Raw genomic sequence first — 19,719 nt, 5'->3', positions numbered from 1 at the left:
TTAGTATCCTGCTTCTCACCCCGTATCAACAGCTTTGATTCATTTTTCCTGATTTTCCAAAAAAGAATTGCCATCAGTTTATTTTTTTGTTATTATAATGAGTGATTACTCACTTTATTTATTTTAGAGAGGAGCAAGATAAAAATGATACAAATAAGCAACATGTCCAAAAGCTTTGGAAAACAAACTATTCTGCGGGATGTGTCTGTAGATATTGATACGAATCAAATTACCGGCTTGATTGGTCCATCAGGTACTGGTAAAACAACGCTGATTAAATGCTTGATGGGAATGGAAAAATATGATACTGGATCCATCCAGATAGATGATACAGCTGTCCCAAACCGCAAGCTCTTAAACAAAATCGGCTATATGGCACAAAGTGATTCACTCTACCATGATTTAACCGGTCTAGAAAATATCCAGTTTTTCGCCCATATGTACGGAAGGAAAATTCCCAAAAAGGCTGTTCAGTCCACACTCGATCTCGTCCAGCTTGAACAGCATAAAAAGAAATTAGTCCAGCATTATTCTGGTGGAATGAAACGTCGCCTATCTCTCGCTATCGCCCTGATTAATCAGCCTGAATATTTGATTTTAGATGAGCCGACTGTCGGGATCGACCCTGTTCTCAAATTAAACATCTGGGATCAGCTGCATGATTTAAAAAAGGACAGTACCCTGTTAATCACCACGCACATTATGGATGAGGCCATGAAATGTGACCAGCTGTTATTAATGAAAAATAAAGGAATTGCAGCAAGCGGCACCCCTCAGGAAATACTGGAGAACTTTGGTGTCAGTGATATTGATCAAGTCTTTTTGAGATTGGAGGAACAAGAATATGAGAATGCTCCAGTTAATTAAACGAATTTGCAAACAGGTGCTCCGTGATAAACGCACCCTTGCCCTGTTATTTCTGGCTCCTATTTTTGTTATCACATTATTGAATTATATTTTTCCGGACCCGGATGATGAGGTAACCATTGCTGCTGTCAATGTCAGTGATGAAGTGATCGATATTTTGGAAGACAATGATATGATTGTAAAACAAGAAAAAGCGATGGATATAAAATCTTATCTGGAGGAAGGAAATGCCAGTGCTGTTTTGGAGGAGAAAGCCGGAGAATGGACATTAACCATCCTCAATGACAACCCGATGGATGAAGGACCTGCTATCCAGGGCAGTTCACAGGCAGTAATGGAAACAAATTTAAATGATCTCTCCGATAATATCGATGACATGATCACGAATATGGAAGACATGTCAGCAAATGTAGAGGATATGATAGAAAGTATCCATGAGATGATGGAACAGCTTCCACCCGAAGTGGCACAGAACATGAATATAAATTTAGATATGGACATGGATGACACAGATATCGATACAGACATCGATTCCGAAATCGATATGGATGAAGACCCGATTACTGTTGAATATATTTACGGCGATGAAAGCTATACTTTTTTTGAAATTTTAAATCCGATTTTAGTCAGCTTCTTTGTATTCTTTTTTGTCTTCTTAATTGCCGGCATGTCCATGCTGAAGGAGAGAAGCAGCGGCACATTGGAGAAATTGCTGTCTACACCAATTAGAAAGTCTGAGATAGTATTCGGCTATTTATTCGGATATGGGATTTTTGCTATCCTGCAGACAGCTGTTATTATTTTATATTCTGTGTATATTTTAGATATGGAAATCGTCGGCTCCATTACCAACATGTTTATTATCAATATTCTATTAAGCTTTGTTGCACTTGGGCTTGGTCTTCTATTATCTACATTTGTCAGCAGCGAATTCCAGATGATTCAATTCATTCCACTCGTGATTATTCCGCAGATATTCTTCTCTGGAATGCTGAATGTAGATACAATGGAACCTTGGCTGCAATGGATTGCACCGATTATGCCATTGTATTATGCAGGAAATACGATGATTGATGTTGTTTTAAAAGGGTTCACGCTTGGAGAGATAATCGCTCCTTTATCCATTTTAATTTTATTTATTGTCATTTTTGTAACGCTGAATATTGTTGGAATGCGGCGTTATCGGAAGGTGTGAAAATAGTGTGCTTATTGTATGGTGCGGTTTGATGATAGACTAATTCAGGTTTTAATACCTGAAAACTTTAGGAAAAACTCTTTCCCTGCTTTCGTGGGAAAGAGTTTTTCTATTGTTTATATGGGTACCAATAAAGAATCTGTTTATTATTCCATTTTTCTAAATTTGAATACTGGATCAAATAATGATTAAGTCAAAGCTAATTCATAGTGATAAAATTGCGAGTCCCGGATGTATCCATTTTTTTCATATAATCTTTGAGAGGCATCGTTATCCGGTGCTGTTTCCAAACTAATACTTTTAGCACCAGTTTCCATAGCAAAATCTTTTGCCTTATGTAAAAGCATTTCTCCTATTCCTTTTCTTCTTGCTTCAGCGTCTACATACAAATCATTTAATATCCATGTCTTTTTCATAGATATGGATGAAAATGTCGGATAAAGTTGGGTAAATCCTGCATATCTTTGATTATCTTTAACTACAAATATCACTGAATCCTTGCGTTCTAAACGCTGCTTTATATACGTTTTAGCACCTTCTAAATCTGATGTTTGTTGGTAAAACACACGATACAGATTGAATAACTTCGATACTCCTTCTAAATCTTCCATTGTTGCTTGATATGCTTCCATTTGTATTTCCTCCTGTTTAATCCTCTAATTTGTAATACTAGTATGAGAAATATTCTTTGAGAAAAACTTGAAACAACCTGTTTTCTTCTGTATCCTCACGAATAATGATATAAGTAGATGCCTTTGGAAGCTTTAATTCAGGTGTTCTTACTTCCAGCAAACGTCCTTCCATCAGTTCCCGATTCAAAGATATTTTTGGAAGAAAAGAAAAACCCAGCCCCTCTTCAATAAATCTTTTCGTAATATGAACCTGTGTAACAACCATCGTACGTATCTTAGGATACTTTGCATGGATGGCACTTAATAGATCATCCCAATATTCTGGATGGTTATAAGTAAACAATGTCTGATTTTCGAATAGATTGCGGACATCAATAGGTGGGCTGCTTTCTATATCTCCACCGTCATGTGGACATACACATATTACATCATCTTCTTTTATTTTTTTCACAAATAATGTCTTTTGTAAAGGTTTCATCTGTAGCAGCCCCAGATCAGCTTCTCCTTTTTCAATCATTTCACTAATTTCTTTAGAATCTTTTACTTGCACGGTAACTTCAACATCTACATGCCGCTCCATAAATTGTCTAACAATATACGGAAGAATCGTGACAGCCAGCAATGGCGAAACAGCAATGTTCAGTTTTCTTTTATAACCTTGTTCCCAGGCCAGTAAATCGTGTGTACTCCGGTCATAGGAGGACAATATTGATCGCGCATGAGGTAAAAATCGGCGCCCCGCTTCTGTAAGAACGATACTTCGTCCAGATCGCCTAAAAAATTGTGTGCCTATATCTCTTTCAAGCTGCTTAATATGTGCTGTTACAGTTGGCTGTGCCATGTACAGCTTTTCTGCTGTTTTTCTGAAATTTTCAGTTTCTGCAGCTGTGATAAAAGTCCGCAACCAATTTATATTCATATTATCACCCAATTGATTATGATTTTTAATCTTTTATTGAATAAATAACTAATATTCATTATTATATATTTCATTTATAATATAAACAATAATAAAATTGGAGGGGTTTTATGGATTTTCGGCCTGGTCTTGAAGGTGTTATCGCAGCACAGACCAATTTGAGCTCTGTTGACGGAGAAAATGGCCGCTTGATTTTTCGTGGCGATCGTGCAGATGAATTAGCTCGCAATCATACGTTTGAAGAGGTTGTCTATTTACTTTGGTATGGGGAAATACCCGGTCCAAATGAATTAGAAAAATTAAAAAAGAAGCTTCATGAAGCAAGGAAATTACCGGCGTACATCGTTCGTATGATTGATGAATTACCGGGAGACATGGAAATGATGGCTGTTTTAAGAACATGCATATCTGCATTAAAGGCGAAACCGGAATGGCCGCCGACATTAGAAGAGGCAATCCGCATAACAGCTGTGATACCAACCATACTTGCCTATCGTTACAGATCTTTACATCATTTAGAATTTGTTCCACCGGATCATCGTTTAGATCATGTTGCTAATTATTTATATATGCTTACTGGTAAAAAACCAAAAGATGCACATGTAAGGGGGATGAATGCTTATTTTATCCTTACAGCAGAACATGGCATGAATGCTGCCACATTCACATCAAGAGTGATTGCATCTACTGAATCTGATTTGTTTTCTGCCGTTTCCGGAGCTATCGGTGCAATGAAGGGACCATTGCATGGAGGTGCACCGACTGGTGTTATCTCGATGCTAAACGATATAGGAACGATGGAAAATACCGAGGACTGTCTTAGAAACAAGCTGAACAAACAAGAAAAGCTGATGGGATTCGGTCATCGTGTTTATAAAACCAATGATCCCCGGGCTGAAGCATTAAGAGATGTAACGGAAGGTTTATCAGCGGATGATGATTGGTTTTTACTTGCAAGGCACGTGGAAGATACAGCCATCCGTCTGCTGGAAGAATATAAACCTGGACGGAGACTTTATACAAATGTTGAGTTCTATGCAGCTGCTGTATTCAAGGCTGTAGATCTGCCTGAGATGCTGTATACCCCAACATTCACTGCAAGCAGAGCAGCCGGCTGGTGTGCTCATGTTCTTGAACAGGCAGAAAACAATCGGATTTTCCGGCCTCTTTCTGAATATACTGGACCGGGGAATATTTAATTAAAAAGCATTAAATGTTGATTTCGTTTTATTATACGGATTCTATAGTCAACGCTGCTACAAGTTCAGTTTAAGCTCCTTAATTCGACAATAGATTCTCAATATGGATTGCTACCTAATGATATTTTCTTATAATCACATTTAGGGGCTGTTGCACAATCAATTACCTCATTGTGCAACAGCCCCTTTAATTAATCCCTATCATATGGCAAAAACACTATTACGGTGGTGCCCAGGTCTTTTTTTGATTGAACAGAAATCGTTCCCTGGTGCAGCTTAGCAATTTGTAAAGCAATGCTCATGCCAAGCCCTGTCCCTTCATTTCTCTCTTCTGTGTTTGTTCCCCTGTAATAGCGGGTGAATAGATGCTTTTGTGTTTCCTCATCCATTCCAATTCCATTATCGATAATTCTGATTTCCAATCCTTTACCTTCTTCAAATTCAGCTGTCTCTATCTTAACAGCTGTTTCAGGTGGATTATGCTTCCAGGCATTATATACCAGATTATCTATCATTCTTTCAAACAGCCGCTCATTGATTTCTATTTTTCTATCCGGATAAATGGATTCGTATACAACCGGATAGTCCTTGAAGGCTATATCCTTTTGAAACTTCACCAAAATTTGTTCCATATATTCATTGATATTCATTAAGCTAAAAGTTAAGCTGCTGGCATCATTTTTCAACCGAAAGCTGAGCGTAAAGTCTTCAATTAAATCAACCATATAATCACTTTTTTCATAGATTGTCTTTCCGATCTCCTGAAGCTCCTGTTTCGACCAGTCATATTCCTTATTTTCCAACAGTCGTCCATAGCCCTCCATCGTAGTTAAAGGTGTACGTAAATCATGGGAAATCCCTGCGACCCATTCCTCTCTGCTTTTTTCCAGCTGCGCTCTTTCTTTTCGAGACGCATCCAGTTTTGCTGCCATATCATCAAATGCCTGGAAAACCTCTTTATATAATTTATACCTTCTTTTTAATTTGCCGTTTTTACGATATACTTTTTTCTTTTCCTGCTCTGTCAGGACTTCTTCATAGCTGCCATTTCCCATCCGGTTTAGCCAATTAGCAAAAATAAACAGAGGGCTTCCATATCGAAAACTGCTCCAAAAAGATATAAAGAGTGTTATTAACAATATCATTCCAGCTAAAACACCAAATCCCAGTGTAATGTTTCTATACAATGTTAATGGCAAATCTTGATTTTGCTCATTCGGCACAGATAAAATCCACGAGTTTCTAGAATCTCTATCTAAGAAGGTGTACTGTTTTTCAGAGAAATAATCTGGTGAAGTCTCTCTTCTAATCATTTCCAATGGCGGTTCTTCCATTTGTTCATTACTGCCAAACTGTTGAACCAAACTACCCGTTTCATCATAAATAGCAAGTGTTCCTTCAAGTTGATTTAATTTTTCTTCTACCTCAGGTTGGTCTGCCTCCAGAATACTGCCGTTGGTATTGACATTTTCTACCATCTCATTCAGCAGGAGAGTTCCCGGATCTTTATAACCTAATACAAATAAATATGTGTTCCCATTTGCATACAAAGGTTCTTCTAATGTGTATTTTATAGCAAACTCCCCCAGCTGCGCTCTCTCCTTCATTTGTACAATGTCAAAACTATTATAACTCTCTTTTAAATCTTCAGGCACATTTTCAGACTCAATCACTTTTCCCTCTTCATCTATAATTTGCAGCCACATGTTCTCTGGTAATACATCATTAATATAGTTTCCCAATTCTTTATATTCGTATGGGTCACCAACTTCAATTGCAAGTTCCTCTAACTGCGTTTGATAATAATCCGCTTCTCTTTCCTCCATGGAAATGTAGTACAACCCGATAAAAAAAGCTAAGACAACCACAACAATCATTAACAAAGAAATAAAACCAAACTGAATCGAAAAATGAAAAAACAACCGGCTCCGTAATTTCTTCATGTGACCTTCCCTTTCACCAATTTATATCCCAATCCTCGAACAGTCAGCAGGAATTCCGGTTTACTTGGATTCACTTCAATTCTTTCCCTGATTCTTCTAATATGTACCGATACGGTATTTTCATCTGCATAATGCTCAAAACCCCAAACAGCCTCCAGTAAATCCGCTTTGGAAAAAATTCTGTTCGGATGCTTACATAAATAGAGAAGCAGTAAATAGACCTGTGTCGGACATGGAACACTTTCTCCATTAACCGTTAGTTCTCCTGCGCTTTCATCCAATGTAAAATGGCCAAAGTCATATTTATCGGACCTTTCAAGTGTGTAGGTTTCTTGTCTGGTTGACCACCTTCTTAAATAAGCTTTGATTCTTGCCGCTACTTCTAATGGGTTAAATGGTTTGGTAACATAGTCATCTCCCCCTGTTGCAAAACCCGTCAATACATCCAGATCCGACACTTTTGCGGTCAAAAAGAGAATATATGCATCCGTAAGCTCTCTGATTTTTGGACAAAAATCAAAGCCGCTTCCATCCGGCAGCATCACGTCCAAAATAATCACTGCTATTTTATTTTCTTTTAATATATCAATAGCTTCCCTCCCTGTATAAGCCTTATGTACATGCTGAAATCCTTCCTTCTTTAGCATCATTTCAAGCATATTTACAATTGCCTTTTCATCATCCACGATCAAAATATCTGTTTGTTCCTCCACATATGACACCTCCAATAGGTATCGTAACACAGCAAGTTTACCAACAGTTGAACAAATCAAAGCTTTTTTTATTTATTGGTAAAGTTCTGTTCAATCGGAAGACAGCTGCATTTGCTAGAGTAATAATCAAGAAACGTGAGAAGGAGATTTTATTTATGTTTACAGTCGGTTTAAGAGAATTTAGAAGTTTATTTACAAGTATCCGCTCTATTTTAATTATTGCCGTACTATTTGGTGTAACAGTGGGAGCTGCCAGATTAGTCCGCCAATTTGAAGCGCCCCTTCAGGAATTAGGGCTTGGACAGGATGCTTATGTGATGGGATTAATGCTTTTATTGATTTTAGCTGCGCCTTTGTTTGTAACCAGCTTATCCCACAGCATTGTCAATAAAGAAATAGATACACGAACCATCCGTTTTTTAGCAACAAAGACAAGCCGGAGTAATATTATCCTCGGCAAATTTATCGGAAGCTTTTTATTTTGGTCTGTATGTATTACCGTTGCTTTGTTACTTATCATTCCATTTTCAAAATCGTTTTCTGTTTTAAATCTGATTCAAGCGATTATTTTTGTATCTTACTTTATCGGCTTGACGCTGTTTCTATCAACTATCATTTCAAAGCCATCTTTAAGTATGTTTTTAGGAATCATTATTTCGATTGCATTGCCGGTGCTTGGTTTATGGAGTACAGGGACAGATAACCTTTTTATTAAAACACTCGGTTACGTAACACCTTATTTTTACTACATGCAGGAAGAAAACGATCATTACTATACCTATTTCGTAGCGTTTTTCCCCATTTTATTTATTGTATTAAGCTTATTTATTTTTAGAAAGAGGGATTTATAATGGATGCTCTGCAAACAAATCAGTTAACCAAAACATATGGAAAGAAAACCGTTGTCAATTCGGTTGATTTACACATTCCCCGGGGAGCGATATTTGGTTTTCTCGGTAAAAATGGGGCAGGTAAATCCACTTTCATCAATATGGTAACCGGACTTATTAAACCCAGTTCCGGTTCCTTTAAAGTTTTAGGGCATTCTGAAAACAGACTGGAGTCTATTCAAAAAGAAGTTGGCGTACTGCCGGATTACTCCACATTCTATGATGATCTGACTGCATTCAGTCATTTAAACTACTTTCAGAAATTATTAAAACAATCTCTTTCCAAGCAGGATATTCTACGTGTTCTCTCACAAGTCGGTTTAGAGGAGGCTATGCATATAAAAGTGAAAAATTACTCGTTTGGAATGAAAAAGAAACTGGGAATTGCCCAAAGCATCATTCATCAGCCTAAACTGCTCTTCCTTGATGAACCAACATCCGGTGTGGATGCCAATGCCGTTTTAAATATCCATTCTTTAATCAAGGAAATTGCTGCACAAGGAACGACGATTTTCTTAACATCTCATAATTTATATGAAGTGGAGAAGCTATGTGATGAAATTGCGATAATGAACCATGGAAGCATTCAAACTCAGGGAACGATGGAGCAGCTGCGGGCACAGTATCAACAGAACATTGTGATTCATATCCATCATCGCACCCTCTCTGAAAAAGAGCAGATACGCTTGCAGACTTCCTTCACAGGGCTTACCGTGAAAATCCAAATTGGAGAAACTGTTTCAGAAATCACTGTGCCATCAAAGGAACTCATTCCGCAAGTAAATAAACTATTTGTAGGGCAGGACATAGATGTATTCCGGCTAGAGGTAGAAGAACCGTCACTTGAGGAAATTTTTCTAAATTTAGAGTAAACAAAGTCGGCATAACTTAGAACGATTTTATTCGAAAACTTGGTTGTTACCAAGTTTTCAGGTGGCAACCTTAGTTGCACTTATGCAGTTAAGAAAGTATAAACATTCTTTCTTAACTGCCAAATAAAGCGGAAGAACGAAAGGTGATTGAATTTGATAAAAGATATTCCATCCGTAAAACGCAGTCTATCCAAAGAAAGTATCAAAGTTTGGCTTATTAATGACATCCTGTCGAATATTATCGGCTTATTTATATTTGCTCTATCACTCTATCTTTCCTATTATTTTTCATGGAAAGAATGGATAGGCCTGATAATGATTGGACTCATCATCTTAACAGTTATCGATATGAGTTTCTCTCCTTTTAAAATTAAAAGGCGTTATAAGTATTGGCGTTTTGGAATTAATGAGGAGTTTTTACAATTAAAGTCGGGATCGATTTATCAAAAGCATCAAATTATACCGATGGCTAAAATACAAGCCGTATCCATTCACCAGAGTCCATTATTAAGGAAATATAATCTTTATAAGGTGAAGGTGAACACAATAACGACCACGCACATTATTCCAGTTTTACATGGGAAAGAAGCAATGGAAGTACGCCAACAAATTGCTAGTTATGCAAATGTAAAGGAGCCAGAAGCATGAATCAAGAAAAACATTATCATCCACTGCTTATGCTTTATGATGTTTGGCACCTTGTTAAAAATACGTTCTTCTTATTCATTTTCTTATTTGTTGTTCAGGCGAGTTCCGGATTTTGGCTGTTTACATATGGACGTTTTGCAATCGCTTTGTTATTTCTGGTTGTTCTGTTATTTATCCCGGTTAGATGGGCTACAAGTAAATATAAAATCGAAAATAAAAACCTGCAGCTAAACCGGCGTCTCCTGATAACAAGCAGCCGAACCGTGCCTTATGTAAATATCCAACATATCAAACGGAGAGATACTTTATTCCATCGCCTGTTCAACATAACCTCACTTACACTGGAAACCAGTACTGCAGGAGATAATAGTACAGTTACATTTCATGTTCTGACTCAAAAAGAAGCACAGGAAATAGAAAAACAAATTCGTACAAATGAGAAAGATAATCGTACAGAGATTTCATATAAAGAAGATCTTGATCAAGCAAATGAAACTGTTAAAATCAAAAAAGAAAATGATAAGTATGAAATCATCCATTTCTCGCCAACAAAATATGATATTTTCAAAGCTGCCCTGGCATCATTTAGTTTTATTGCAGTGATTCCCATTGCATGGTCACTAATGTCAAACCTTATACAAGTATTTCCTATTGGAGGACAGCTGGAAGATGCTTTCACGAATATCTTACACTCCTGGCCGTGGTGGATGTTTCTCTTCTCGCTAATTTTAATTATACTGGCAGCTATCGCTGGCGGCATTATTCTAACAATATTTCGATACGGTAAATATGAAATTGCTTCTGATTTCGAGAAGATTTATATTACGCAAGGATTTTCGGAGAGAACCACTTTCAGCCTGTTCAAAGCAAATGTTCAAGCTGTCAGTGTACATCAGTCATTAATAAAAAGAATCCTTGGTCTTGCGGAAGTAAAATTGATTTGTGCTGGAGATACAGGCAGTGATGATTTAGAAGCTAACAGACTTTATCCATTTCTTCCCGTACAACGTGCTTATACGATGATTCATGAGATATTACCATCTTATCAGGTAACTCCGGTAATGAATCGCTTGCCTAAAAAAGCTGTATGGATTCAGATATTAAAACCTAGCTGGCTTTGGATGATTGCTACAGGATTTTTATATTATTTCAGACCTGACTTTTTAGGATTTGAAATACCCTGGTGGATACTTTCAACCCTTATTTTCATATTGATAATGGTGTCAGGATTGCTTCATTTCTATCAGACTCGCTATACGGTGAACAATCAATTTGTACAGTTTAAGACCGGCGGGTTTAACACAAGACTTTTCCTGTCAAAGAAAGATAAGATAGCAGAATTACAGCTGACAAGCAATATCGTACAACAAAAGCTTGGACTGGCTTCTGTTATGGTAAGTAATCATGCAAAGCCTGTCATGTATACAAAAATAAATCATCTTCCAGTTGAATGGTGTAAGGATTTTTATACATGGTATATGTTAAAAGAATAATTAAGAGAAGTTTTATCTAAGTGACGCACATTCTCCAATCCCCCTAAAGGGCTTTCTTACGGTACAGGAAACCATATCATATCTGCTTGCTTGGAAAATCTGTAACTTCTCTTCATGTATGAGAAAAACAGCTTGAAGAACGCTTCATGTATGTGTAGCATAAATCATTTCAGGGTATATAAATGGTGAAGCATCCAATAAATAGCGTTAAATTATTTATTGAAAGAAGGCGAATCAAAATGAAAATACTACAGAGTGTGTTATATGGTTTCTGCTTTGTTTTGATTTATATTTTGATTATCCTTTCTTCACCATTAATCCTGAAATTAATTGATATATTAAGTATAACTCAGCTTACCAATATCTTTGGAATTGGTTTATTTACAACGGAGGCAAGTCAAGACGGACTTTACTCTCAGCTATCTTTATTTGGAGGCATTCTTTCCTTCTTAACAGGGATTATCTTTTATTTCATTATATATCCAATAAAGGAAAATCGCAGAAAAAGAAGTTAAGATTTTTTCTTTTGATAAAATCTAACTATCCCCAAACCTTCACATCCACATCGAGGTCCGGGGATATTTGCAGTAGAAAAACAAAGATATTTCCCATTATTTTTTCCGTATAATACCACTTTCCAATATTTGAATAATTCTCTCTGTCTCAATCTCTTCCTCATCCCAATTGGCTTCCGGAAGAAACACATAACGTGCCACAATATACGATAGAATAGATGTAGCAACAGTTCGTATAATCGTATCTGCCTCCATATCAACCAGCTGACCTTTGTCTTGATAATATTTGACAATCTCCCGCAGCTTGGCAAAAATTTCTTTACCAACATATTCAATAAACTGTTCTTTCAAATCGGTGTGAAAAGGAATTTCCTGCACTAATATACGCAGCATTGGCAGATTCTTTTGGATAAATTCTTTTCGATTTTCAATCATTGCCCGAATAAAATCCTGAAAATATTCAAATTCCTGATCAAGCACCTTATTCAGGTCTTTTTTTATCATCGGTGCAATCAATTTCACCATCATTGGCGAAACAATGGCCAGCAGCAGTCCTTTTTTCGATTTAAAATGCTTAAAAATGGTTCCTTCTGCGACCTCTGCTTTATTTGCAATTTCACTTGTTGAAGTTCCCGCATACCCCTGCTCTGCAAATAATTCCGTAGCAGCTTCTAATATTGCTATTTGTTTTTTCGTTAATTTAGGTTCCTTATCTGTCATCTTATCACGCCTCTTATTCACTTTAACTATCATCTATATATGCGATAACAGTTGTTATATCAACACTTTACTATGAAGCAGGCTAAAGTGCAAATACATACAAAGATATCAAGATAAGCTGCTTTCAAGCCAACAATTAATAAAATCAACATTTCACTCAAGACAACCGCCAATCCATTAAATCCCTTTTTGAATATAGATATCTAGAACTTACATTAAAGGAGGAAATTAAAATGTGGAGAAAATATAACTCAAGAAATTTTGATGAGAATGGAAACCAAAGCTGGAGTATTTCTCGAGCTAATGCCGACGCGGATGTCGATTTTGATAGTGATATTTATGTAGACAATGACAACGATAACGATAATGACAACGACCTTAGAAACAAAAACCGAAATTTTGCTATTGCAAAAATAAGTAACAGCGGCAATTCTTATGTAGATGTTAAATCCGATTCGGATGATCGCAAAAGAAAGTATTAAGACTATATGCTGAGGGATTTCTTAGTTCCTCAGCATGTATTCAAGGCGGTGATGATTTGAAGAAAAAGATTAGAAATTTATCTCTTGCTGATTCTATTGAAACCACTTCCCATGTCAGCCATAGTGGTAATTCAGATGTAGATGTAAAGGTAATAGTTGATACCACCCCTATAGCCTACGCTATGCTCTGCACACTTCTGTCCACAAAACAAATTACGAACAGTGAATTTAAGAGATCTATCAAACAGCTTGAAGATTTGATTCAACATGGGAACAGCCATTGGATCGAAAATTCTAATGATGTATCAAATGTAAATTTAAACCAAAGACTATTAAGAGGGTGAATACCTTCTTAATTTTACATAGCTGTATTCGTAAATATTGCTTTATTATGTGTTAAACTGGTATTATATAAAAAATGAATATTCCGACTTTTTTCAAGGAAGGTGCATTTATGAATTTGATTAATATAAACGATCAGAATCTGGAAATTCTATGTAAAGGGACAAGTAAACCGACAATATGTATACTCTCTGGAATGGGGTCTCCCTTTTATGAATGGGAGGAAATATCGTCTGCGTTGGCAAGAAAATATCAAATTATCATGTATCATCGTCCGGGATTAGGCGGCAGCGAATACATAGATGTTACAAGAGCCACCGAAAATGTTACAAATGAAATTATGCAAATAGTAACCAAATTGAATATAACAGAGCCTATCATTCTTATTGGTCACTCCTATGGCGGACTGTGTGCACAGCATTTTTCAAAATTATATCCAGCCAGAATAAGAGGTTTATTACTCCTGGATTCGACTTCTGTTGATTTACACAGGCTGGACCAATTAGATTTACCCTATCTCGATGAAAATGATTCGGATGCTGCCTGGATTGAAAAGTGTAAAGAATATGCCGCCTTATCTCCCAAGGAGCTTTCTAAACAGTTAGATCCTATTTTAACAGAAGAACAAAAACAGCTGCCACACTATATACAAGAGAAATTAATTGCATTCTATACAAATCCTTCATTATATAAAACAATGCTTCAGGAAATCACAAGCTGGGAACAGGATGCTTCCATCATTAAATCTTTATCATTTAAAGGAGAATTTCCAGTAACCATTATTGGTCGAGATAAGAAAAAATGTCTATCAAATCATATTGCTGACGGAGTTCCAAAAGAGGAAGCTGAACTTTTGGAAGATACCTGGCATCAATTGATTATGGAGCAGGCAGATATTTATAAAAATGCTAAGCTGATTTTTGCTTTGAATGCCGGTCATGATATCCATTTAGATCAGCCTCAGCTAGTTATTGATGAAATAACTCAACTTATACATGACTTCCGTAGCTATAAGTGATTTCAAAGTCAAAAGGCGTATCAACCAAACAGCCGTTGATACGCCGTTCTATTTCAGCAGTTGGCTTAAAGCGAGCTGGCAGTTCCTTCATTTGGATATTAAAATGCAGGCATATCGTAATGAGAATAGTTCAGCAACCACTATTTCAAATAGTGTACTTCGGGATAAAGACAATATGAGATCGGCATTTCCATTTTGTATGTGATAAACTTGAACTATTGATATTACCGCCTCCTATTCATCTGATATTGGCTTGCGACACCATTATCATTCTAGCATAGGAGGCTTTTTTTATGTTCGGTGTACCACTACTGCTTACTCTATTCTCCCGGCATAGCTGAGGGATTAAGTTTTTCATTCAGCTTTTCAACTATAACATTATCCTCAATATCCTTTTCGAATATCTACCTTATTTTCTAATACCTGCTCCGATTCAACCCTTCTTAGCGTATCAACAAAACAATCCACCGCTTCCTTTGCTGTCGTCACAGCTGATATATGCGGTGTTATTGTGATGTCAGGATGCTTCCAAAAAGGATGCGATGCAGGTAATGGCTCTTCACGAAAAACATCCAGCACAGCGAACCGCACCTGTTCTTTTTCTAGCGCGTCCATTAAATCCGTATCAACCAGCGAATTTCCCCTGCCAGCATTGATAAATCCAATCCTCCTCACCTGCTCAAAAAGGTTTTTATCAAAGAAATCTGCTGTATTGTCTGTCAATGGCAGAGTATTAATCACATAATCTGCCTCTTTAATAACCGATCCATGCGAATCAATAGCTGCTACTTGATGAAATTCTGCCTTCGGTTTCCCGCTTAAAGAAATACCTTGAACCTTCATTCCAAATGCCGATAGAATTCCAGCCACCTTTTGCCCAATTTCACCTGTTCCATAAATAACCGCCTGCTTCCCACCCAATAATTCAGGGGTAATTGGGCGCCATACTTTCTCGCTCTGCTGCTCTGCAAACTTCTGATGGGCTTGGACATCTTTTAAAATATAGCTTAAACAATATTCTCCAATACGCTGTCCAAACGAGCAAACGGTCCGTGTTAGCAGTACATTTTCATCCCAATCCTGACTATACAAAAATCCATCCACACCGGCACCTAAAGAATGTACCCACTTTACTTTGCTGTAGTCTGTGTTTTTCTTGATTTGAAAGCCGCAGAAAGCATCGGCCCATTCCAAATCATCTTCTGTTAAAGTGTCTTCTGTTAAGTAACGGAATTCTTTATCCAGATTATAATGTTCTAAGTATGCTGCCAGTTCCTTTATCATAGGACTGACAATAATTATTTTTTGAATATCCATTTAGTCTGCCTCCTTTACTTCTACTTCATATTATACAGTCTACTTACCGATTCACTAAAAAGCCAGTCTTTGAAACAGGTTGACTTTTTATTTTCAATCGTTTACTATTGTGATTAATTTAAAATCAAATTCAATGATGGGACAGAGTAGTTATCTCCCTCTTATCTACAGAGAGTTGACCCTGTGCTGAAAGTCAACGTTAAGAAAGATAATGAAAATCCTCCCTGAGAAGCAAAGTTGAAGAGAAAAGTGGAAAGTGTCCGTTTAAAAACGTAGAGATTGGAGCGGCACAACTGAGATAAAGGAAACACGGTGAGGTGACGAACCGATGTTGACTTATCGTACGGCGTGACGTGAAATCTCCTCGTTTTTGGCGCTTGGAACTAGACAGTAAATTAAACTTTGACGGCATTCTACCGATATCCGGAACGCGTATGATAGTACGTAGTGAAAATCCATTCCGAAAACCACTGCTTATGATGGTTTTTTATTTTTATCAAGAATGATGCATCCCGATTCTCCCTGCGCAGAATCGGGATTTTTTTAAATTTATGAAGAGGTGAGAAAATTGAAGGAATCAAGTTCAGAACGTGAATTAAAAATTCGAGATCATTGGAAGAAAGATCATACTTTCCAGCGTTCTATTTCCAACAGAGAAGGCAGAGAAACCTTTGTCTTTTACGAGGGGCCGCCGACAGCAAACGGACTGCCTCATGCGGGTCACGCACTTGGCAGAACTATAAAGGACTTTGTAGCAAGATACAAAACCATGTCCGGCTATCAGGTTTTACGAAAAGCAGGATGGGATACCCATGGCTTGCCGGTTGAGCTGGAGGTTGAAAAGCAATTAAACATCCGCGGCAAGGAACAGATTGAGGAATACGGTATCGAAAATTTTATCGCGCAATGTAAAAAAAGTGTCTTTACCTATGAAAATGAATGGAAGCAATTCACCGAGGCGCTCGGGTATTGGGTCGATATGAAAAACCCTTATGTCACACTGAATAATGACTATATTGAATCGGTCTGGCATATCCTTTCCCATATTCATAAGAGGGATTATTTATATCAAGGGCATCGTGTTGTTCCCTATTGCCCGCATTGTGAGACGTCCTTAAGCTCCCATGAGGTGGCTCAAGGGTATAAAGCTGTTACAGATTTATCTGCTACTGCCAAGTTTCAGATTGCGGGGAAAGATAATGAGTATCTGTTAGGCTGGACCACAACACCTTGGACACTGCCAGCCAATGTGGCTCTTGCTGTGAATCCGGAAATGGAGTATGTGCGTGTGCAACAGGAAAACGACGTATATATCGTGGCGAAACCGTTAGCCCGGGATGTTATGAAGGAAGGTTATCATATTTTGGAAGTTATCAAAGGGCAGGATTTAATTGGCCTCTCCTATCATCCGCCATTTGATTTTATAACAGTTTCTAATGGTCATGTGGTGCTTGGTGCTGATTTTGTTACAGATACAAGCGGAACTGGCATTGTTCATTTAGCTCCGGCGCACGGTGAAGATGACTATAAAGCAATTCAGGAAAATAACCTTGATTTTATCCAGGTTGTCGATACAAAAGGACGCTATAAAGATGTGATTGCGCCGCTTGCAGGAAAATTTGTCAAGGACTGTGACGTAGACATTATAAAAATGCTTGCTGAAAAAGACCTTCTATTTGATAAAGAAAAATATGAACACAGCTACCCGCATTGCTGGCGTTGTGACACTCCCCTTCTCTATTATGCAATGGAAGGATGGTTTATTAAGACAACAGCAGTAAAAGAAAAGATGATAGAGAACAACCAAGGCGTCGAGTGGTTCCCTGCTCATATGAAAGAAGGCAGATTCGGCAACTTCCTAGAGAATATGGTCGATTGGAATATCGGGCGAAACCGCTACTGGGGAACGCCGCTTAACGTCTGGGTCTGTGATGACTGCGGCGCTCAAAAATCCCCAGGCTCTATCAAAGAATTACGGGAGCTTTCTGTCGATCCGCTCCCTGAGGATATTGAATTGCATAAGCCTTATGTAGATAACATCCATTTTGCCTGTGACTGCGGAGGAAAAATGTACCGTACGAGTGAAGTGATTGATGTCTGGTTTGACAGTGGATCCATGCCTTTTGCCCAGTATCATTATCCTTTTGAAAATGAAGCGTTATTCCAGAGCCAATACCCTGCTGATGTTGTTATCGAAGGTGTTGATCAGACAAGAGGCTGGTTTTACAGTTTATTGGCCGTTTCCACCTTATTCACTAGTAAAGCACCTTACAAACGTGTGCTGTCACTAGGACATATCTTAGATGAAAACGGACAGAAAATGTCCAAGAGTAAAGGAAATGCCCTATCACCGATCGACCTAATCAATGAATTTGGCGCGGATGCACTCAGATGGGCTTTGCTTGCTGACAGCTCCCCATGGAATAATAAACGTTTTTCCAAAAAGACAGTCAGTCAGGCTAAATCAAAAGTGCTGGATACATTGCTAAACGTGTATTCCTTCTACCAGATGTATGCGAAAATCGATGACTTTCAGCCTGAAAAAGAATCAGATGGCAATCCAACCATGCTTGACAGATGGATTCTTTCCCGTTTGCATACCGTTATTCAAGAGGTTACTCAAAGCTTGGATGCCTATGATATTACCAAAGGTGCCAGAGCGATTTCGTTATTTATCGATGAACTCAGCAACTGGTATGTCAGACGTTCCAGGCAGCGTTTTTGGAGTGAAGGAATGACGGAGGATAAACGGGCTGCATTCCATACCTTATTTGAAGTGCTGACCAGGCTCACGCAAATCATGGCGCCTTATACACCATTTGTGACAGAGGAAATATACTCTGATTTAACTGGTGTGAGTGTCCACCTGTCTGATTATCCGGCATCTGATCAAACACAAATTGATACAGACCTCGAAAAGGATATGGATGCTGTATTACAGATTATTGAGCAAGGGCGTTCCCTGCGAAATACGGTTGGAATAAAAACAAAACAACCATTATCTCAGCTGATTGTAATATCAAAAGAAGATATCGATTTGTCTGCATTAACAAACTACAAATCGATTATCAAGGAAGAGCTAAATATCAAAGATGTGCTATTCAAGTGGACAGATAATAAGCTCGTACATTTCGTCTTTAAATTAAACTTTTCTGTTGCTGGTCCAAAGATCGGCAAAGCTGTCAATGAATTAAAAAATAAAGTAGAGGCACTATCTCACGCTGAAAAAGAAAAATTTATGACAGACAAACAATATTCATTTTCCCTGCAATCTGGAGAAACCATCACTTTGGCAACAGAGGATGTGTTTATCGAAAAGCAAGGAACAAATGGATTTGCATTAGCAGAAGGAAATACATTTATGACGCTGTTGGATATCCGCTTAACAGAGGAATTAAAAGAAGAAGGCTTTGTCAGAGAATTTGTCCGTGCTGTTCAGACCTATCGCAAAGAATTGAATTTGCCCGTTGAACAGCGTGTGCAGTTGTTCGTGCATTCGGATATAGCTTTGCAAAGCATTTTAACAAAATTTGATAAGCTGGTGCATAAGCATCTCCTCCTTGATTCTATCCACTTTGAGAAAAAGGTTGATATGAAACCATATAAAGTAGAAGGATATGAAATAGAATTATTTATTCAGGGTTAATGAGGAAAAAAGCAGATTGTTTGATCTGCTTTTTTCGATGTTTCCTCTAGATAAGAAAGCAGATGAATTGACTTTAGCATCTAAACGAAACAAAACTGGACTTATCAATACATCATACCAGTACCAGAACAATAGCAATCGGTGAAGCAAATAAAATATCCATTGGAGAACCATAAACAATCATGGCTCTCTGGAAATTCTGCTCCATATCTCCGCCTACAATCAATGTAAGAATCAACGATACGACAGAATACACATCAATAAACCAATCACACCAGCAATAATTAAAATATAAAAATCAATCGTAC

Annotated in this window: 19 protein-coding genes; 12 read left to right on the top strand and 7 right to left on the bottom strand. The window is 37.7% G+C overall.

The annotated features are described in order from the left end of the window. Positions 1-144 precede the first annotated feature (144 nt). Positions 145-867 (top strand): ABC transporter ATP-binding protein, encoded by a 723-nt coding sequence (locus tag FLK20_RS17025; protein ID WP_152657794.1) that lies wholly within the window; start codon positions 145-147, stop codon positions 865-867. Next, the gene (locus FLK20_RS17020) at positions 845-2,062 is read left to right on the top strand and encodes an ABC transporter permease (protein ID WP_152657793.1); all 1,218 of its coding nucleotides are present in this window, start codon (positions 845-847) and stop codon (positions 2,060-2,062) included. Before FLK20_RS17025 ends, FLK20_RS17020 begins: the two co-directional genes overlap by 23 nt. Before the next feature lie 188 nt (positions 2,063-2,250). Here the strand turns inward: FLK20_RS17020 and FLK20_RS17015 are convergent, their stop codons facing one another. Together FLK20_RS17015 and FLK20_RS17010 are read right to left on the bottom strand one after the other, a co-directional pair. After that, positions 2,251-2,694 (bottom strand): GNAT family N-acetyltransferase, encoded by a 444-nt coding sequence (locus tag FLK20_RS17015; protein WP_152657792.1) that lies wholly within the window; start codon positions 2,692-2,694, stop codon positions 2,251-2,253. A gap of 37 nt (positions 2,695-2,731) precedes the next feature. After that, a complete protein-coding gene (locus FLK20_RS17010) occupies positions 2,732-3,613 on the bottom strand; it encodes a LysR family transcriptional regulator (RefSeq protein ID WP_152657791.1) in 882 nt (293 codons plus the stop codon). A 110-nt stretch (positions 3,614-3,723) separates the two neighbouring features. On the opposite strand from FLK20_RS17010, the gene FLK20_RS17005 reads away from it, so the two are divergent. Continuing rightward, the gene (locus tag FLK20_RS17005; protein WP_152657790.1) at positions 3,724-4,812 is read left to right on the top strand and encodes a citrate synthase/methylcitrate synthase; all 1,089 of its coding nucleotides are present in this window, start codon (positions 3,724-3,726) and stop codon (positions 4,810-4,812) included. A gap of 191 nt (positions 4,813-5,003) precedes the next feature. Here FLK20_RS17005 and FLK20_RS17000 read toward each other — a convergent pair whose 3' ends face one another. Together FLK20_RS17000 and FLK20_RS16995 are read right to left on the bottom strand one after the other, a co-directional pair. After that, positions 5,004-6,755 carry a sensor histidine kinase gene (locus FLK20_RS17000; RefSeq protein ID WP_152657789.1) on the bottom strand — a complete coding sequence of 584 codons (1,752 nt, stop codon included), beginning with the start codon at positions 6,753-6,755 and terminating at the stop codon, positions 5,004-5,006. Beyond that, a complete protein-coding gene (locus FLK20_RS16995; RefSeq protein WP_227995104.1) occupies positions 6,752-7,468 on the bottom strand; it encodes a response regulator transcription factor in 717 nt (238 codons plus the stop codon). Before FLK20_RS16995 ends, FLK20_RS17000 begins: the two co-directional genes overlap by 4 nt. Positions 7,469-7,623: 155 nt before the next feature. Between FLK20_RS16995 and FLK20_RS16990 the strand changes: the two genes are divergently transcribed. The 5 genes from FLK20_RS16990 to FLK20_RS16970 all read left to right on the top strand — a co-directional run bounded on the left by FLK20_RS16990 (position 7,624) and on the right by FLK20_RS16970 (position 11,886). Then, positions 7,624-8,319, top strand: a complete 696-nt coding sequence (locus FLK20_RS16990; RefSeq protein ID WP_152657788.1) for an ABC transporter permease — start codon at positions 7,624-7,626, stop codon at positions 8,317-8,319. Continuing rightward, a complete protein-coding gene (locus FLK20_RS16985) occupies positions 8,319-9,230 on the top strand; it encodes an ABC transporter ATP-binding protein (RefSeq protein ID WP_152657787.1) in 912 nt (303 codons plus the stop codon). The genes FLK20_RS16990 and FLK20_RS16985 overlap by 1 nt, the downstream gene beginning before the upstream one ends. A gap of 153 nt (positions 9,231-9,383) precedes the next feature. Continuing rightward, positions 9,384-9,878 (top strand): PH domain-containing protein, encoded by a 495-nt coding sequence (locus tag FLK20_RS16980; protein ID WP_227995102.1) that lies wholly within the window; start codon positions 9,384-9,386, stop codon positions 9,876-9,878. Then, positions 9,875-11,371 (top strand): PH domain-containing protein, encoded by a 1,497-nt coding sequence (locus tag FLK20_RS16975; RefSeq protein WP_152657785.1) that lies wholly within the window; start codon positions 9,875-9,877, stop codon positions 11,369-11,371. Before FLK20_RS16980 ends, FLK20_RS16975 begins: the two co-directional genes overlap by 4 nt. A 239-nt stretch (positions 11,372-11,610) precedes the next feature. Further along, on the top strand, positions 11,611-11,886 hold the full coding sequence (locus FLK20_RS16970) for a hypothetical protein (protein ID WP_152657784.1): 276 nt from the start codon (positions 11,611-11,613) through the stop codon (positions 11,884-11,886). A 96-nt stretch (positions 11,887-11,982) separates the two neighbouring features. Here the strand turns inward: FLK20_RS16970 and FLK20_RS16965 are convergent, their stop codons facing one another. Then, positions 11,983-12,606, bottom strand: a complete 624-nt coding sequence (locus FLK20_RS16965; protein ID WP_152657783.1) for a TetR/AcrR family transcriptional regulator — start codon at positions 12,604-12,606, stop codon at positions 11,983-11,985. 233 nt (positions 12,607-12,839) lie between these two features. On the opposite strand from FLK20_RS16965, the gene FLK20_RS16960 reads away from it, so the two are divergent. From FLK20_RS16960 to FLK20_RS16950, 3 genes are all read left to right on the top strand, one after another. Further along, positions 12,840-13,088, top strand: coding sequence for a hypothetical protein (locus tag FLK20_RS16960; RefSeq protein ID WP_194165658.1), 249 nt, complete (start codon positions 12,840-12,842; stop codon positions 13,086-13,088). 56 nt (positions 13,089-13,144) lie between these two features. Next, complete coding sequence (locus tag FLK20_RS16955; RefSeq protein ID WP_152657782.1) at positions 13,145-13,432, top strand: hypothetical protein; 288 nt, start codon at positions 13,145-13,147, stop codon at positions 13,430-13,432. Positions 13,433-13,542: 110 nt separating this feature from the next. Continuing rightward, on the top strand, positions 13,543-14,448 hold the full coding sequence (locus FLK20_RS16950) for an alpha/beta fold hydrolase (protein ID WP_194165657.1): 906 nt from the start codon (positions 13,543-13,545) through the stop codon (positions 14,446-14,448). Positions 14,449-14,832: 384 nt separating this feature from the next. On the opposite strand, the gene FLK20_RS16945 is transcribed toward FLK20_RS16950, so the two are convergent. After that, positions 14,833-15,765, bottom strand: a complete 933-nt coding sequence (locus FLK20_RS16945; protein ID WP_152657780.1) for a D-2-hydroxyacid dehydrogenase — start codon at positions 15,763-15,765, stop codon at positions 14,833-14,835. 568 nt (positions 15,766-16,333) lie between these two features. On the opposite strand from FLK20_RS16945, the gene ileS reads away from it, so the two are divergent. Then, entirely contained in the window at positions 16,334-19,411 is a 3,078-nt protein-coding gene (gene ileS, locus FLK20_RS16940; RefSeq protein ID WP_370453203.1) for an isoleucine--tRNA ligase, read from the top strand. Positions 19,412-19,523: 112 nt separating this feature from the next. Here ileS and FLK20_RS21690 read toward each other — a convergent pair whose 3' ends face one another. Beyond that, positions 19,524-19,667, bottom strand: a complete 144-nt coding sequence (locus FLK20_RS21690; protein WP_194165656.1) for a hypothetical protein — start codon at positions 19,665-19,667, stop codon at positions 19,524-19,526. Between the last annotated feature and the right edge of the window lie 52 nt (positions 19,668-19,719).

Source organism: Oceanobacillus sp. CFH 90083 (genome assembly GCF_009389585.1).
In the GTDB taxonomy this organism is placed as follows: domain Bacteria; phylum Bacillota; class Bacilli; order Bacillales; family Amphibacillaceae; genus Oceanobacillus.
The sequence above is the reverse complement of the archived record's forward strand: the minus strand, read 5'-3'. Positions and strand labels throughout refer to the sequence as shown.